The sequence below is a fragment of the Arcobacter sp. ISO1 genome (assembly GCF_058105185.1).
The window spans coordinates 3,082,348-3,100,083 of sequence record NZ_CM176573.1 but is presented as its reverse complement, the minus strand read 5'-3'; the positions used below and the strand labels follow the sequence as shown (position 1 = coordinate 3,100,083).

The 17,736-nt window shown below is 28.2% G+C and carries 11 protein-coding genes; 6 read left to right on the top strand and 5 right to left on the bottom strand.

All coding sequences use genetic code 11. The features are described from left to right. Window positions 1-116 precede the first annotated feature (116 nt). The 4 genes from AC2TY9_RS15305 to AC2TY9_RS15290 all read left to right on the top strand — a co-directional run bounded on the left by AC2TY9_RS15305 (window position 117) and on the right by AC2TY9_RS15290 (window position 6,033). The gene (locus AC2TY9_RS15305; protein ID WP_489778439.1) at window positions 117-2,165 is read left to right on the top strand and encodes an ATP-dependent helicase; all 2,049 of its coding nucleotides are present in this window, start codon (window positions 117-119) and stop codon (window positions 2,163-2,165) included. Window positions 2,166-2,237: 72 nt separating this feature from the next. After that, complete coding sequence (locus tag AC2TY9_RS15300) at window positions 2,238-2,558, top strand: hypothetical protein (RefSeq protein WP_489778437.1); 321 nt, start codon at window positions 2,238-2,240, stop codon at window positions 2,556-2,558. 85 nt (window positions 2,559-2,643) lie between these two features. Continuing rightward, window positions 2,644-5,265 carry a valine--tRNA ligase gene (locus tag AC2TY9_RS15295; RefSeq protein ID WP_489778436.1) on the top strand — a complete coding sequence of 874 codons (2,622 nt, stop codon included), beginning with the start codon at window positions 2,644-2,646 and terminating at the stop codon, window positions 5,263-5,265. Between the two features lie 9 nt (window positions 5,266-5,274). Then, window positions 5,275-6,033, top strand: a complete 759-nt coding sequence (locus AC2TY9_RS15290) for a hypothetical protein (RefSeq protein ID WP_489778435.1) — start codon at window positions 5,275-5,277, stop codon at window positions 6,031-6,033. A gap of 14 nt (window positions 6,034-6,047) precedes the next feature. Here the strand turns inward: AC2TY9_RS15290 and AC2TY9_RS15285 are convergent, their stop codons facing one another. Next, on the bottom strand, window positions 6,048-9,143 hold the full coding sequence (locus tag AC2TY9_RS15285) for an efflux RND transporter permease subunit (RefSeq protein WP_489778434.1): 3,096 nt from the start codon (window positions 9,141-9,143) through the stop codon (window positions 6,048-6,050). Between the two features lie 106 nt (window positions 9,144-9,249). On the opposite strand from AC2TY9_RS15285, the gene AC2TY9_RS15280 reads away from it, so the two are divergent. Next, window positions 9,250-10,509: a response regulator gene (locus AC2TY9_RS15280; protein ID WP_489778433.1), complete on the top strand. Its 1,260-nt coding sequence runs from the start codon at window positions 9,250-9,252 to the stop codon at window positions 10,507-10,509. On the opposite strand, the gene AC2TY9_RS15275 is transcribed toward AC2TY9_RS15280, so the two are convergent. The 4 genes from AC2TY9_RS15275 to AC2TY9_RS15260 are packed head-to-tail and all read right to left on the bottom strand — an operon-like array spanning window position 10,501 to window position 17,023. Beyond that, entirely contained in the window at window positions 10,501-12,765 is a 2,265-nt protein-coding gene (locus tag AC2TY9_RS15275) for a PAS domain S-box protein (protein ID WP_489778431.1), read from the bottom strand. The genes AC2TY9_RS15280 and AC2TY9_RS15275 overlap by 9 nt on opposite strands. A 35-nt stretch (window positions 12,766-12,800) precedes the next feature. After that, window positions 12,801-15,026, bottom strand: a complete 2,226-nt coding sequence (locus AC2TY9_RS15270) for a bifunctional diguanylate cyclase/phosphodiesterase (protein ID WP_489778430.1) — start codon at window positions 15,024-15,026, stop codon at window positions 12,801-12,803. A gap of 11 nt (window positions 15,027-15,037) precedes the next feature. Beyond that, window positions 15,038-15,685, bottom strand: a complete 648-nt coding sequence (locus tag AC2TY9_RS15265; RefSeq protein ID WP_489778428.1) for a transglutaminase-like cysteine peptidase — start codon at window positions 15,683-15,685, stop codon at window positions 15,038-15,040. A gap of 24 nt (window positions 15,686-15,709) precedes the next feature. Beyond that, complete coding sequence (locus tag AC2TY9_RS15260; RefSeq protein WP_489778427.1) at window positions 15,710-17,023, bottom strand: MFS transporter; 1,314 nt, start codon at window positions 17,021-17,023, stop codon at window positions 15,710-15,712. 86 nt (window positions 17,024-17,109) lie between these two features. Between AC2TY9_RS15260 and AC2TY9_RS15255 the strand changes: the two genes are divergently transcribed. Continuing rightward, the gene (locus AC2TY9_RS15255; RefSeq protein WP_489778426.1) at window positions 17,110-17,712 is read left to right on the top strand and encodes a non-canonical purine NTP pyrophosphatase; all 603 of its coding nucleotides are present in this window, start codon (window positions 17,110-17,112) and stop codon (window positions 17,710-17,712) included. Window positions 17,713-17,736: the final 24 nt, after the last annotated feature.

Sequence of the window (17,736 nt, the reverse complement as noted above, 5' to 3'; positions counted from 1 at the left end):
CGAATTTGTTTCCTTGTGTGTGAAAAGGTTCCTTAGGGAGCCTTTTTTTTTACCCAAAATAAAGTAGATTACTGCTAATATTCGCCCCATGAAAAACTACCTAAGACTTATTATCAATGCCTTTATCTAATCTAAATGAAGACCAACTAAGTGCTGCAACATGTGAAAAAGGGTTTAACCTTATTATTGCTAGTGCTGGTACGGGAAAAACTTCTACAATTGTAGGAAGAATTGCAAACTTAATTAATAATGGCGTAAAACCTGAAGAGATATTACTATTAACTTTTACAAACAAAGCAGCTGCTGAAATGGTTACAAGGGTTGCTAAATTTTTTGGAAAAGAAACAGCAAAAAAGATTATGGCTGGAACTTTTCACTCTGTTTCTTATAAACTTTTAAAAGAATTGAGTATAAATATTACATTAAAGCAACCAAGTGAATTAAAAACATTATTTAAATCTTTATATGAAAAAAGAGTTTTTTATGATAGAGATGACGAAGCTAATCCGTATGATGGAGGTTATTTATATGACCTTTATTCTTTGTATCTAAACTCAAATGATGGAGAGGATTTAGGAACATGGATTAAAAATAAAAATGAAGCCCATGAAATTTATACTCCAATTTATGAAGATGTTGTTTTAGAATTTAATGAGCTAAAAGTAAAGTATGGTTATGCAAATTTTGATGATTTATTAACTATTATGCTTGATACTCTAAAAGAAAATGAGTTTCCTTTTAAAGAAATACTTGTAGATGAATACCAAGATACTAACCCTTTACAAGGAAGGCTTTTAGATGCATTTAAACCAAAATCTTTATTTTGTGTAGGTGATTATGACCAAAGTATTTATGCTTTTAATGGTTCTGATATAGGAATTATCTCAACTTTTTCAACTAGATATAACAATGCAAATGTTTTTACATTAAGAAAAAACTATCGTTCTTCTAAACCCATTTTAGATTTAGCTACAAAAGTTATAGAACATAATGAAAGAATTTATGAAAAACATCTACAAGTTATGAGAAATGATGTAACAATTCCACCAAAACTTTTAGCCTTTAATGAGCTTTTTGCTCAATATCATCATATTTCTGATTTGATTTCAAAAAGTTCAACCCCTCATAATGAAATGGCAATTATTTTTAGAAATAACTCAAGTGCCGATGGGATAGAAGCAAATCTAAGAGAATATGGAATTCCAGCTAAAAGAAAAGGGGGAATGTCTTTTTTTGATTCTGTAGAGGTTAAATTTGTTTTAGATTTACTTGTTATGCAATTAAGTCATAATGATATGATGGCCTTCATTCATATTTTAGAACATGGTAAAGGTATTGGAAAGGCAATTGCAAAAGATATCTTCGATGCCTTAATTAAATTAGGTCATGGGGATATTATTAAAGGCTTATTTCATCCAGATGATTCAATCTTAAATCCATATGAATCAAATAGAGTCAAAAATATTCAACTTGGTCTTTTTGATGATTTTGTTGAGTTAGGTTCAGTTTCAAAATTTAAAGATTGTGGTTTTGAAGAGTCATTTTTAGGAAACCCAATCTTAAAACACCCAAAACTTTCAGTTGATAGCGCAAAATATATTTATGATTTTTATCTATTGATAAAACAAATTAGAAGAACTAAAAATCCAAATTCATTAATTACTTCTATTACAGGGTCTATGCTTTATTCAAGACTTAAAGATTTTCTATCTATAAAAAGAGCAACCCAAAAAGATGGAACAATAAATGCTGTGCAGAAGGCAAAAGCATTAGCTAAATTAAATCGAAAAGTAATGCTTTTAAAACAGCTTTCAAGAAACTTTAATGACCTATCAAAGTTTGTAAACTCAATGATTTTAGGTGGTGGTGAGATGAGTGAAGGGGAAGGGGTAAATCTTCTTTCTGTGCATGCTAGTAAAGGTTTAGAGTTTAAAGAAGTTTTTGTAATTGATTTGATGGATGGAAGGTTCCCAAATAGAAAACTAATGAGTAAAGGTGGAAGTTTAGAAGAGGAAAGAAGACTTTTTTATGTTGCAGTAACTAGAGCAAAAGATGTACTTTATTTAAGTTATGCCAAGTTTGATAAGATCAAAAAAATGGATTTTATCCATTCTCCTTTTTTAAAAGAAGCAGGATTAATTAGAACAGAATCTGAAGAAAATTAGAAAATAAACATAAATGAGACACTATTGAGACACTTTTGTGTTAGTATATTAAATCTCACATTAGGAATTTATATGCAAAAGATTGAAGTCTCAAAGTTAAGTAAAGTTATTGAAAATAAAGAAAAAGAAGACTTAAGAGAAATTAATTTTGCAATTGAGGAAATAAATCAAATTCTTAAACTTGAAAAGGTAAGAGAAACTCAAATAAAGCATAAACTTAATGAGGTTTTTAAACCTAATACTATTTCTACTTTAAAGACTCATTTAGTAAATATTCAAAAAAATATTGAACATCTAAATATTTTTTTACTAATGCTAAAATCGAAAATTCAGATTGAAGTTTCAGAAAAAATAGATTTTTCAAAAGCAACTTCAATATCAAAATTTTTATAAATCTACTGCCTTAACTTATATAAATCAATATTTAGATATAATCGCACATTTTAAAGATATAACAATCAACATAATAGGAATATAAATGAGTAATAAATATGAGCCATCAAAAGTAGAAGATAACTATTACAAAATCTGGGAAGATAGAGGTTATTTTGAAATAGATGGAAACAAAGATATTCAAGAAGAGGGTAAGAATTTCGCAATTATGATGCCACCACCAAATGTAACAGGAAGTTTACATATTGGTCATGCTTTAACATTTACACTTCAAGATATTATTACTAGATTTAAAAGAATGGATGGTTTTAAAACTTTATGGCAACCTGGAACTGACCATGCTGGTATTGCAACACAAAATGTTGTAGAAAAACAATTATTAGCAGAAGGTACCACAAAAGAAGAAATCGGAAGAGAGAAGTTTTTACAGAAAGCTTGGTTACAAAAAGAAACTTCAGGTGGAAATATTGTTCACCAAATGAGAAAACTAGGTGTTACTCCAGCTTGGAAAAGAGAAAGATTTACTATGGATGAAGGGCTTAAAGAAGCTGTTAAAGAAGCCTTCGTTTCATTATATAATGATGGATATATTACACAAAATAATTATATGGTAAATTGGTGTACACACGATGGTGCCTTATCTGATATCGAAGTAGAACATGAAGAGGTAAATGGAAAATTTTATCATATGAATTATCACTTTGCAGATGGTTCTGGACATGTAACAGTTGCAACAACTAGACCTGAAACATATTTTGGGGATACAGCTATTATGGTTCACCCAGATGATGAAAGATATACAAATATTATTGGAAAAGAGGTTATTCTTCCACTAACTAATAGAAAAATAAAAGTTATTACTGACTCTCACGTTGATATGGAATTTGGAACTGGTGTTGTAAAAGTAACTCCAGCCCACGATCAAAATGACTACGAAGTTGGGAAAAGACACAATTTAGAGTTTATTACTTGTTTTGATGATAAGGGTATTTTAAATGATTATTGTGGAGAGTTTGCTGGATTAGAAAGACTAGAAGCTAGAGAACCAATCGTAAAAAAACTTCAAGATGAAGGGTTTATTGTAAAAATTGATGAGCATGTTCACCAAGTAGGGCATTGTTATAGATGTAAAAATATTGTTGAACCTTTTATTTCTCAACAATGGTTTTTATCACGAGAAGTAGCACAATCTTCAATTGCAAAAACAAAGGCACACAATAATTTTCATCCACAACATTGGATAAATTCATATACAGCTTGGATGGATGAATTAAGACCTTGGTGTATCTCAAGACAATTATGGTGGGGACATAGAATTCCAGTATTTACTTGTGATTCATGTAATCACCAATGGGCAGACACACAAGATGAGCCAGAAGCTTGTCCTAAATGTGGAAATAAACACTATACTCAAGATCCAGATGTATTAGATACATGGTTTAGTTCAGCTTTATGGGCTATGAGTCCACTTGGTTGGGGAAACAAAGGGAAACTTTCTGAACTTTATAATCTTGAAGAGGATATGAAAAACTTCTATCCCAATTCATTACTTATCACTGGCTTTGATATTATGTTCTTCTGGGTTGCTAGAATGATGATGATGGGTGATCACTTTATGGGTGAGTTACCATTTAAAGATATTTATATGCATGCCCTTGTTAGAGATGAACATGGTGCAAAAATGTCTAAATCAAAAGGAAATGTAATCGATCCACTTGATATGGTTGAGGAGCATAGTGCTGACATTATCAGATTTACACTTGCTTATTTAGCAGTTCAAGGAAGAGATATAAAACTTGGAGCAAAAAATTTAGAGCAATTTAGAAACTTTACAAATAAGCTTTATAATGCTTCTAACTTCTTAACTTTAAATGTTGATACATTCCCTGATTTAAAAGATGTTGAAATCAAAACTCCACTAGGTATTTATATGCAAAGTAGATTATCTCATGCAGTTGATGAGGTAAGAGATACTTTAGAAAATTTCAAATTTAATGAAGCAGCTTCAACATTATATAGATTTGTTTGGACAGAGTTTTGTGATTGGGGTATTGAGTATTCAAAAGCTAGTAAAGAATCAATTGTAGAACTTGGAGCAATCTTTAAAGAGACACTTAAAATGGTTTCACCATTTATGCCTTTTATTGCAGATTATCTTTACCACAAATTAAGTGGTACATCTTTAGAAAATGGAGATAAATCATTAATGGTTTCTAATTTTCCAAAAGAAGTTAAAAAAGATGAAAAAACTGAAGAGATGTTTGCAATTATTGAAGAGGCAATTACAGCATTAAGAAGAGCAAAAGTAGTTATAGATATGGGTAATTCTAAAATTGCAAAAGCTTATATAAAATTAGATAAACAAATTGATGTTATTGTTGCAAAACCATTTATTGAAAAATTAGCAAAAGTTGAGAATATTGAGTTTGTTGACAAAAAACAAGAAAATTCAATTACCGATGTAAGTGATAACTTAGAGGTTTATTTACCAACTGGTGAGATTGATATGACACCAATTTTTTCTAAACTTGAAAAACAAAAAGAGAAAGTTGAAAAAGAAGTAAATAAACTAAATGGGATGCTTTCAAATGAAAGATTTGTAGCAAATGCTCCTGAAGCAGTTGTGCGTGAAAACAAACAAGCATTAGAAGATGCTAAAGTAAAATTAGAAAAAATCGAAAATGAATTAAAAACACTTGGTTTATAAAGGCTTAAGATGGCAGTGAAAAATATATTAATCATTTTTATAACTTCACTGCTGTTTACAGCATGTGTACCAAAACAAGATGATGTAAAATCAGTTTTTCAAACAAACTCTGCAACTATAATAAAAAAAGACTATAAAGATATTCAAAAGCATCTAATCTCTTTAAAAAAGAAGCTAGACCTTAGAAACCCAAAAGCCTTTAGTAAAAAGTATGAAAAAAGAATTTATACACTACTAAATGAGATGGATGGTAGCTTTGTATTAAAATATAGAAATCAAGTTTTAACAAAATATAAAGATTACCTGCAAATTGCTTTTAGTAAAGATGATATAGCAAATAGAAATGACTATTTGATTTTGGGTATTTATTATCTAATTCATGATACTTATAATTTAAATGATTCACATAAACTTGGAGCTTTTGAATATGATGAAGAGAAGCTTAAAAAAATGCATGGGAATCTTCAAATTATAAGATGGAAGATTAAGCATGAAAAAGATTTAGATGGAAATTACTTATTTTTAACTTGGCAAAATAATTGGCAAGTTGAACTTCAAAAAATCTTTAAAGAAGAAGAAATTATTGATTACTCTAAAATTAAAGATTTAAAATATATAAAAGAAAATAAAGAGACAATTTTTAGTTCATCAAATTTTTCATTTGAGGTTTTATTAACTCAAATGATTGATGATGTTGAAAACTCTTTACAAGCTTTAGGTGAAGAGCCTAAAGAACTTACAGTAAAAACTTTATTTTTATTCTTATAAAAAAGACAAAGCAATTAAACTTGCTTGTCTTTTTTTAGTTTATGGGAAATTGAATATATAACTGGTAGATAGATTAGATTTAAAATTGTTCCCCATAAAAGTCCAAATCCAAGTCCAATAGCAATAGGTTGGAAAATAACCGCCTGACCTGTCGGGAAGAATATAAGTGAACTCATACCAATAAGTGTCGTAATTGTTGTAAGAACAATTGGTCTAAACCTTTTTGTTGCCCTAACAAATACATCGTGTAAGGTTTTTGCTTTTTTAAGATAAGTCATCATAATAATACCATCATTTATAACAACACCTGCAAGTCCTAGCGCTCCAATCATTGATGGCATAGATAAATTAAGCCCCATAACTTTATGACCTATTAATACCCCAAGAAGTGAAAATGGAATAACACTCATTAAAATAAATGTTTCCCTAAATGAGTTGAATAAATAAAGCATAGAAAGCATAATAAGTGTTAATGCTAAAGCTGTCGCTAATAACATATCATGTCTTAGTGATTTTTGCTTTTCTGCCTCACCTTTTAGGATAATTTTTACGTCATTCTCGCTTATCTTATCTAGTATAGGTTGGATTTTTTCTAAAGCTTCACCTGCTGTTAATATTTCTGGGTCAACATTAGCAAAGACATAAAAGTTTTTCTCACCATTATCTTTTATAAGCTGTTCAAATCCTCTAATTACATTAAAATCAACAACTTGATTTAAAGAAATAAATGTTCCATCACTAAGTGGAACACTTAAGTTTTTGAAGTTTTCAAAGTTATCTTTATTGATACTTTCTATTTTTATATCAAGCATATCTGTTGCATCAAAGGTTGTTCCTTTTTTCTTTGAAAGATACATATTTGATAGATATGAACCAATAAAGGCTTCATCAATACCTAATTGTTCACCATAGGCATTTACTTTTAGTTTAATCTCATCAATACCAAATTTTAAAGAGTTTGATACTGTTTTAATCCCTTTCATATTTGAAAGTTCTTTTTGGAGCATCTCAATACCATTTATGATTTTTGTATTGTCATTTGAAACAAGACCTATTTTAAGGTCTGATTTAACTGGACCAACTCTTCTTTCTAATACGATTATCTCTTCAAGGTTAAATTTCTCTTTATAGTTTTTCTTTTCTATAAAATTTTTTAATTTTTTTGCAATTTGCCTTGATTTCTCTGTTCTTGTTCTTCCTTCATCATCATAATAAAATGATAAATAAGGAGTTACATATTTATCTAAGAAGTTTGCTTCTTTTAGTTTTTGAAGTTCAACAGTCATATACATAACATATGGGTATCTTTCTGTATTCCCTCCATTATCTCTTCTAAATCCAGCAACAGAATCTATACTTCTTACAAAAAACTTATCACCTTTTTCCATAATATCAGATTCAATTGATTGAACAATTTTAAATGCATCTTCCAATTTTGTATTTTCATTTGCTTTAATTGATATTTTTACATCTGTTCCATCAAATTTTGGAAACATTTGGAATTTTGAAGTTTTCATAGCAAAAAAAGTTGCTACTGGAACACCAATTATAAATATAATCAAGAAAGTCTTTTTCCAATCCATGAAAAAATGCAATATAGTATTATAGATTTTATTTGCTCTTTCCCATGATGTAACTTTAGCACCATTTTTAAGTGTATGAGCTGCATGAATTGGTAAGAATACAAATGACTCTATTAATGAGGCAACAACAAGAGCAGAAAGGGCAATAGGAATAAGTTTCATAACTTCACCCATAGTTCCACTAATCATTAAAATTGGAAGAAATGAAAATAATGTTGTAATTGAAGCAACCGTTACAGGTTTAAACATCTCCTTTGCACCCATAATAGCAGCTTCTTTAGGAGGATATCCCTCTTCAATGTGTTGTTGAATATTTTCACTTACAACAATAGCATCATCAACAACAATACCAATTGCAATTAAAACTCCAACTAAAGAGATCATATTTATGGTATATCCACTAAAATACATATAAACTGCTGCAATTACAAATGAAGTAGGTATTCCTACTGCTATAATAAATGACATTCTAAAGTTAATTAAAATCATTACTAAAATAGTAATAAGAATAATCCCAAGCATGATATTTGACACAACAATATTAAGTCTATCTAGAATTCTTTCAGAGTTATCATCTGCAATTGAGATTTTGATATCTGGATTTTTTTTATTCATCTCTGGGAGAATTTTTTTAATATTTTGTACTATTTTAATAGCATCTGCACTATTGCTTTGTTCTATTGCTAAAGAAAGTGCATTTTGACCATTGAATGAGTAGATTGTTGAAGAATCTTCATATTTTTTTGAAATAAATGCAATATCACTTAAATATAAGTTTTGATTGTTGATTCTAATTTGAGTATTGGCAAAATCTTTGGCCGTTTTAGCTCCATTGAAAGTGGAGATATAGTAGTGTTTATTTCCCCCTTCAATTTTTCCAACAGGGAAAATATATGACAAAGTTGAGATTGCAGAAAAGACACTATTCTTATTTAGATTTAGAGCATCTATTTTTCTATCATCTAATAAAATCTCAAAATACTTATCTGAATCCCCATAAATAGTAATATCATTAATCCCACCTAGACCAAGAAGTCTACTTTTTAGATTATCTGCAAATGGTTTTAACTCATCTGTTTTATACTTTTCTGATGTTAGCGTGATATCAATAAGAGATCTTGATCTCTCTAAAACATTTACAGTTGGCTCATCCATATCAGATGGTAAATTTGATTTAACATTTGCAATTGCATCTTTTATTTTATCTGCTTCGTTAAATCTATTTTTACCTTTTTTTAATTCTAAGACAATAGAGAAACTTCCTGGACTAATCATTGTAGTCATAACATCAACACTATCGATATTTTTTAAATTATCTTCTATCTCAGATACTGCCATTTTATCTAGAATATCAACTGAAGCACCTGTGTATGAACCTCTTACAGAAATCATATCCATATCAAAACTTGGAAAAATCTCCTTAGGTGTATTATTATATGACCAGACCCCAATGGCAAAAACCAACACAAAAAGTGTATAGTTCATTCTTGAGTTTTCAACAAAAAACTTTATAAATTTTTCAAACATATATTTCCTTAATAAAAAAAGAATTATAGTATACCTTCATTAATGAAAGTTTAATCCTTGTAATTTTAAAAAATTTGCTATAATAAATAATCAAATAGGATGCTAAATGGAAAACTTAAAAGAATTAAAAGAGATATGTAAAGATTTTAAGGTATTGTATGTGGAAGATGATGAATCAATCGCTTCTACGTTAGTTAATTATTTATCAAAGTTTTTTAAAGAAGTTATGTACCTAACAAATGGAAATGATGCTTTAGATTTTTATCAAAATAATAGAGACTTTGATATTGTAATTAGTGATATAAAAATGCCTGGAATTGATGGTTTAGAGTTAACTGAAGAGATTAAAAAAATAAACCCAAATCAGAATGTTATTATTGTTTCCGCTTATTCAGAAATGGATAATTTCTTAAAATCAATAAAACTTGGTGTTGATGGTTTTATTACAAAACCTGTAGATTATGTAAACCTAAATAAAACACTTTTTAAAACTGCAGAAAAATTAAAAGCATTTAGAGATAATAAAATTTTTGAAGAAAGATTAAAAGTAGAAAACAATAAATTGAAACAGTTTTCTGAGGTTTTTGATAAGGTTGCAAGTGTTTCTAAAACTAATGCGAACAAAGAGATTATTTATGTGAATGATTTTTTCTGTGAGCTTTCAGGATATTCAAAAGAGGAACTTTTAGGAAAAGAACATGAGATTGTAAGACATCCTGATATGCCAAAATCTGTTTTTAATAAAATGTGGGAAGAACTAGAAGAAGGTAATACTTGGGAAGGTACAATTAAAAATAAAGCAAAAGATGGAAGTTCTTATTTCTTACATTATGTAATTATTCCTTTAAAAGATTTTGATGAGAAGATTTATGAACATATTGGAATAGGTTTTTTAACAACTCAAGAGGAACTTGAAAAAAGAGAATTCAAGAAAAAGGTTATGACAAATTATCTTGAATTCAAAAAAACAAATTTAAATGCAATTGAAAGAATCTCATCTTTAGACAAAGAGCTAGAGATTATAAAATCAAAAAATGAATCTTTAGTACTTTCAACTTCAAATGCTGAGAAAAGATTAAAAAAAGCAAATAGTGAAATTGACTTTTTAGAAAAAAAACTAAAAGAAAGAGATGGACATTATAAGAGAATTCTTGAAATGCAAAAATCTAATTTAGTAAATATTACAAATGCCCATCAAAAAGCTCTGGCATTAAATGAAAAATATGAAAATGAGATTAGAAAAATCAATGATATTGTTGAAGTTAAAACACAAGAGATATTAAATTTAAATGGAAAGTTAAATGAACAATCTAGTGTAGTTCATGATTTAAGGGATACTATTAAAAATATCAATCCATCAAATTAGATTCTTTTTTATATTTATAATAAATTGGGCACCATCTTTTTCATTTGTAACTTTTAATGTTCCTTTTAGATTTTTTTCAATAATCATTTTTGACATATATAAACCAAGGCCTGTTCCATTCATCTCTTTTTTTGTTGTGAAATAGGCTTTGAAAATTTTATCAAGGTTTTCTTCTTTTATTCCACCTGCATTATCTTGTACAGTTATTTGAATATTCTCACCTTCTTCTTTAAAAAATAGTTGTATTATTTTATTATTGTCTTTGTTTTCAAGAAGAGCTTCTTTTGCATTTTTTACAAGATTAAGTAAAACCTGTAAAAGCTCCCTTTTGTGAGTACTTATACTTAGATCTTTATCGTATTCAACTTTATAAATTATATTATTGTTTTTAATTGAAGCTAGTAAAATAGTATCTAATTCGTTTATTAGTTCACTAACTTTAAACTCTTCAATCTTTTTATCTTCTTTAAAAAAGTTTCTAAAATCATCTATTGTTTTTGATAAAAATTGAGTTTGTTCTCCAATATTGTGTGCAATCTCTTTGATAACATTTTCATCAAATTCATTTAATTCAATATCTGCAATGATATTATTAGCACTCATAGATATCGTTGTAATTGGTTGTCTCCATTGGTGAGCAATCATACTGATCATTTCACCCATTGCTGCATTTTTTGATTGGGCTAACATCATTTGTTCTTTTTCTTTTAACTCTTTTTCTAAATAAACTTCTTTTGTAACTTCCCTCATAATCCCTAAAAAATTTACAATTTCACCCTTACTATTTATAATTGGAAGAACAGTAATTGTAACCCAAAAATCTTTATTGTTTTTTGTTTTATTTTTAAATATTCCACCCCAAGTTTTTTTGCTAGTAATTTTATCCCACATATTTTTTATTTTAAGTTCTGTTTCTTTACTAAAATCACCTCTGAATATTTTTGGATTTAGTCCTATTAACTCTTCCTTTGAATAAGCACTTAACTGACAAATATATGGATTTACATAAGTCATCTTTCCTTCAATATCTGTAATTACAATTGAAACTGGAGCACTTTCAATTATAAATTTAAACTCTAAAAGTTCTTTTTTTGTATTTTTTAAATCAATCTCTAGATTTTTTAATTCTGTAATATCAGAGTGAAAACCAACCATTCTTATTGCTTTCCCCTCTTCATCATAGTAGGTTTTCCCTCTATCGAGTATCCATACAAAAAAACCATTTTTATGTTTCATTCTATGGATATTTTTATAATAAGTAGTTTTTTTATTTTGGTTATCTTTTATATCTTTTATAGCTTCATCAATATCATCCGGATGAACTCTTTTTGTCCATTCATCAAGTTCATTTGGTAATTCATCATCTTCGAAGCCTAGCATTTTTTTCCAGTTTTTGGAGAAAAAAACCTTATCATTTACTAAATCCCAATCCCATAAACCATCTCTACTTCCCTCTAAGGCTCTGTCATATCTTAAAAGAAGTTTTTCTTTATCTCTTTCTAGTCCTTTAATCTCTTTTTGATTTTTAGTTATTTCTAAATTATTTCCACTTAGTTTTTTGAATATTTTTATAAAAACTAAAATCAGTATAATTGTTAAAAAAGAAAAAAGGGCAATTAAAGTATGGCTTTTTTCTTTTATTTTATTAAAGGTTTTATAATACTCTTTTATGGGAATAGAGATTCTAATTCCACCTCTTATATCTCCAATTTTATAGCCTTGATGAGCATGGCATTGAAGACATGATTCTGTTACTTTTAAAGAACCCATAAAGTCAAACTTTGTGAAATCCTTTTTTAATTTCGAATAGAAAGGTTCCATTTTATTTTTTTCAAAATAGTTTAGTGCTTCTTTTTCAAAATCATCGGGGGCATTTTTTGGATTTATTGGATTTAAACTTGTTAATTTAAAATAGTTTTGGTGGTCTTTATTTGAAATTTCTGAAATCTGTCTTGTCATCCATGCAGGGTTTATTTTAATAAGTGTTTCCCCATCTTTTGTCTCAAGGGTTTTGTCTTTTAAGTATTTATTTGGTTTTACAGCTTCATTTTGTTTAACATAAACTCCACCATGTGAAGCGTTCCATTTTCTTGTATCTATTATACTGTTGTAATTTGAAACGGCTTCATTTATAATCATCTTTTTTAAAAAGGTTTCATTGTTTTTTGTGTTATCAAGTATTATATAAATTACAAATATTGAAAATACCATTAACATAAAAATTAAAAGATTACGAATATTTTCTATTTTTTTCATAAAAACACTTTTTAATAAATTATAAATTAAAGAATTTATTTCTTACATTTACTTGATGCAAAAAGTTTAACTTTTTTTAAAATAGCTAAATCTTTTTCACTTTTTACATTTTCTGCAAAAATTTGGATATTTAGTAGATTTGCTAAATCACAAATAGAATCTAAGAACTCTTGTTTAGATCTCTCCTCTTCAATATCTGTTGTATAATCCCTAGCAAGTCTAATATAATCAACATTGAACTCTTTTAAATTTTCTGTTGGTATAAATTTGCTTTCAAATCTTTTTATAATAACTTTAGCATCACAGTCATGCATTGAATCACAGAAATTTTTAAATATATCCATATCTTTTGCAACAGAATAAGCTGTTAATGAGAACACAAGTTTGGATGCAAGCTCTTTATTTCTTGATATTCTATTTTGAACCCATTTTACAAAATCTTTTTTCCCAATTGAATCAATTGATAAGTTTATACAGATTTTGTGGTTTATATTGTTTAATATCATATAAGTAATAACTTTTTCAATAACAGCTTTATCAAAACTCTCAATCATCTCATATTTTTCAGCAATAGAAACAAAGGTACCAATTGGTATTTGGTTATTCTCTTTATCTTTTGCCTTTGTAAATGCTTCTTGCATAACTATCTCGTTTGTGTCATCATCAACTTTATATGCATCATTGATAAAGTCGATATCAAAATCATTATCAGTAATAATTTGCTTGATTAGTTCTCTCCAAAGATTCATATCCCTTGAATGTTCATTCTTTGCACCAATAAAGAATTCATTTGGACCAATAAGTTTTGCTTTTTCATAGGCTTCATTTGCACCTTGTAAAAGTTCGTCAATTGAAGCTAGTTCATTAAATGGTGCTGCACCAATATGAGCAAGCTCTGTTAATTTTAATTCATCACCTAATGTTTCAAAGGCAAGTTTTAACCTTGAACAAATACCTAAAGCACAATCTTTATCACAAGTTTTAGCTAAAAGTGCAAATTCAGAACCAAATACTCTATATGTATTAATATTTAAACTATTATCTGATTTAAGATTTTTTAATATTTTTGAAAAACTAATCAAATATGAGTCAACTTCTTCTTTTGTATGGGTTTTAGCATATGCTGCAAGATTGTCAATCTTTATACTAAAGATAAATCCATCCTCTTTTTTTATAAACATTTGTTTAATATCAGTTTCTAAAGTTTGTTTTAAATCTAATCCTGTTAACTCATCCTCTGATAATTTTTTTGATAAAACATTTATATTGTTTGTAAGTTTATTGATCATTGATTCAATTTTTCTTGACATGTCATTCATTGCAATGGAAACATTTTTAATCTCAATTGTCCAAGGTAGTGGGTCAATTACATCAAATCTTGCTTGGGCGATATTTTTAGCTAAGGCTTCAATCTTTTTAAGGGGTCTTAGTAAGAATTGAACAAAAACTAAAAGAAAAATCATTGAAATAATAAAGGCAATAAAAGCATAGATAATCGAATTTTTAGCTTGTTCAAAAAGTTTTGCATATGCTTCCCCAGGATTTGGACTTACATAAATTACTGCACTTGTATTCCAACCATCAGAGATTTCACTTCTTTTTTCTTCTAAGTTAATTGGAATTAAATTTATAAACCAGTTAGGAACATATTCAAATTTAATATCTCTTTTTTCTTCAATTAAAACTTTTTTCATATTTAGTTTTGCTGTTGTAATAATTGTGTCATTAGGTTTTTTAGCTTTTATATTAAAAATTATATTTCCACCTTGTTTATAAGCATTTGATGGAATAAATCTATACTCTTGATTTTTAACCTCTTCAACAAAACCTAAGTCTTCACTTTCACCTTCAAGTTTTAAAAGCTGTTCATTTAAAGAATTGTCATCACCAACTTTTTCTACACTACCAAATTTTGAATCAACACTTACAGACACAATTTCCCAATTTGAATCATCTAATTGTTTAGCTGCACCAATCAATTCACTTGATTTAATTGTAAAGTCAGCATCTTCAAGTCTAATCTCCTTGTAAAAACCACTATTTGAAATTACTTTAATTATAGATTCAATCTCTGGATCATTTTTATCTTTAATTAAAGGTCTTAAGCTCATCCCTATAGATGTAGCTGTATCTTGAGCTTTTGTTGCAGATTCTACTTCAAGGTACTCTTTCATATTTTTTACACTTATTAAAAAATTTCCACTAAAAATAATGAAAAAGATAATAGCGATAATTAAATATAGTTGTTTAGATAGTGACATGAATTTCCTTTTTATATTCTACTTAACATAGATTTCCAATTTCTTAAATTGTTTGAACCAACTCTAACAGAAGTTTTACCTCTGTTTTTTGCTTGCCAAAGTCCCGTTGCATTGAAGCTGTAAATTGGTCTTAAATCTGGCCTTTTACTAGCTAATTTTAGTTTTTTGTTTACATTATCAAGAACAATAGGGGTAGCTCCAGGTTTATGGTAATAGGTTAATACCATATGAGCCTCTTCATATTTTGTTCTTAATCGTTTTAATTTTACATAGGTTATCCTAAGTTTACTATCAGGAACACCTAATTTTTTTAAACTATAATATTTTGCAATAGCATAATCTTCACAATCCCCAGCTCCTGTACCTAAAAACTCAAAAGGTGTTGCCCAGTAATCATTCTTTTTCCAATGGGCAATATCCCTTTTATATCTTAATTTATTCCAAAAATCATTTACATCTTTTAACTTATGTAAGATATCTTTTGATTTTGCATTTTGGATTACATTATCCCAGATTTCAACTCTTCTTTGAGCTTTTTCTCCATATTTAGCGATTATTTTGGATAATTGATTTTCAGTGATATTATAAGTTTTTTGTGCAGAACTACTTGTTAAGATAGAAGAGAAAAGAAAAAAAGATAAGAAAAATATTTTTTTCATATTCTCTCCTAGTGAGTTTATTTACTATTTTAAGGTATTTAAAATTGTATCTTCCTGAAGTTTTTCACTATCATATTTTATAATAACTACATTTTCAGTTTTATTTATGTACCACTCATCAATCCCCACAATAGAATCTAACTTAGAAGTATTACTTAAAGTAGTATCATCTATTGGTATATAAGATAGTTTTTTCTTAGCTGGATTTGGCATAGTTAAGATTAAAATAATCCATAAAACACAAATTACTGCAATAACAATAACAAGTGATGATAATGTAACTTTTTCAAAAAATAGACCACCTAATAGACCACCTAAGAATGTTCCAAAATATCCAAAAGAGTTAAATATACCTAGTACTAATCCCCTTTGATGAACTTTAGCAAATTTTGAAGCAAGAGATTGCATAATTGGTTCATGCATGTTAAATCCAATAAAGAAAATAACAACACCAATAACAAAAAACGTTGCAGATGAACTTAATCCAATAATTAAGTATGAAACAGCAAAGAAAACAATACCAATCATAAGAATTTCTTTAAATTTACCTTTTTTCTCAGCTAAAATAGCAGCGGGTGCCATAGCTAAAAATCCAAATATCATAGAAGGAAGGTAAACTTTCCAAAGTTCAGACATCTCCCATTGGAAGTTTTTGATTAAAACCATTGGAATAATCATAAATGCAAATGTCATCAAACCTTTTTGTAAAAAGTTTGTTATGTTCATTTTCATTAAGTTTGCATTTCCTAAAACTTCTGGAAGTTTTGATTTACCATTATAAGAGTGTTCGATTTTTGGTGGATTTGGTACGGCTTTTAATAATACAACAATTGAACCAAGTGCAATTACTGTAGTAATATAAAATAGACTTTCAACACCAGCAAATGAACCTATTGTTGGTCCTAAAATCATAGATGCAGCAAAACTTACACCAATAGCCATACCCATTACAGCCATAGCTTTTGGTCTTTGTTCCTCTTTTACTAAATCACTAATCATAGCTGTAACTACTGCTCCAATAGCTCCAGCACCTTGTAAAAACCGTCCTAACATAAGAGTTAAAATATCAGTTGCAATGGCACAAAAAATTGAACCAATAGCAAAAAGTAAAAGGCCTGTTATAATAGTACCTTTTCTCCCTAATTTATCACTCATTATTCCAAATGGAATTTGAAAAATCATCTGTGTTAATGCATAACCACCAACAACTACTCCTACAAGTGTTGTTGTTGCACCATGAAGATTTATCGCATAAACTGAAAGAACAGGTAAAACTAAAAATAGACCAAAGAATCTTAGTGCAATAATTGAACTAAGAGGTAAAATAGATTTAATCATATATAATCCCAAGTATTTTAAAATAGAGCAGATTATAATTGATTTAAGTTAAAATTACTGTTAAAGTGTGAAAGTAAAGGATATTTATGAAAATTGTTTTAGCTAGTGGCAATAAAGGGAAAATTGAAGAGTTTAAAAAGCTTATGCCAAATGATGAGGTTATTGCTTTTAAAGAGTTAATTGGTGATTTTGAAGTTACTGAAGATAAAGATACTTTTCAAGGAAATGCTATAAAAAAAGCTGTTGAGATCTATGAAAAAATTGTTTTAGAATATCCAGATGACAATATTGTAGTAATCTCAGATGATAGTGGAATTACAGTTCCAGCAATTAATAATGAACCAGGAATTTACTCAGCTAGGTACGCTGGAGTTGGTTCTAGTGATAAAGAAAATAATGCAAAGTTAATCTCAAAGTTAAAAGAAAAAAATTTATCAAAGACACCAGCTTATTATACAGCTTGTATAGCAATTGTTTATAAGAATGAAACTTATACTGTTCATGGATGGATGCATGGAAATGTTATACATGAGGAGAAAGGTGAGGGTGGTTTTGGATATGACCCTATGTTTATAGCAAATGGTTTTGATAAAACATTAGGAGAGTTAGGTTATGAAGTAAAAAAAGATTTCTCCCATCGAACAAAGGCATTAAAATTGGCAAAAAAAGTTTTAGAAGTGATTTTATAAAAGTAGAGTTTTCTCTACTTTTAT

Bases quoted from the DNA above. Each gene is read 5' to 3' on its own strand.
- AC2TY9_RS15305 (WP_489778439.1), top strand. From the start codon at position 117: ATGCCTTTATCTAATCTAAATGAAGACCAACTAAGTGCTGCAACATGT.
- AC2TY9_RS15300 (WP_489778437.1), top strand. From the start codon at position 2,238: ATGCAAAAGATTGAAGTCTCAAAGTTAAGTAAAGTTATTGAAAATAAA.
- AC2TY9_RS15295 (WP_489778436.1), top strand. From the start codon at position 2,644: ATGAGTAATAAATATGAGCCATCAAAAGTAGAAGATAACTATTACAAA.
- AC2TY9_RS15290 (WP_489778435.1), top strand. From the start codon at position 5,275: ATGGCAGTGAAAAATATATTAATCATTTTTATAACTTCACTGCTGTTT.
- AC2TY9_RS15285 (WP_489778434.1), bottom strand. From the start codon at position 9,143: ATGTTTGAAAAATTTATAAAGTTTTTTGTTGAAAACTCAAGAATGAAC.
- AC2TY9_RS15280 (WP_489778433.1), top strand. From the start codon at position 9,250: ATGGAAAACTTAAAAGAATTAAAAGAGATATGTAAAGATTTTAAGGTA.
- AC2TY9_RS15275 (WP_489778431.1), bottom strand. From the start codon at position 12,765: ATGAAAAAAATAGAAAATATTCGTAATCTTTTAATTTTTATGTTAATG.
- AC2TY9_RS15270 (WP_489778430.1), bottom strand. From the start codon at position 15,026: ATGTCACTATCTAAACAACTATATTTAATTATCGCTATTATCTTTTTC.
- AC2TY9_RS15265 (WP_489778428.1), bottom strand. From the start codon at position 15,685: ATGAAAAAAATATTTTTCTTATCTTTTTTTCTTTTCTCTTCTATCTTA.
- AC2TY9_RS15260 (WP_489778427.1), bottom strand. From the start codon at position 17,023: ATGATTAAATCTATTTTACCTCTTAGTTCAATTATTGCACTAAGATTC.
- AC2TY9_RS15255 (WP_489778426.1), top strand. From the start codon at position 17,110: ATGAAAATTGTTTTAGCTAGTGGCAATAAAGGGAAAATTGAAGAGTTT.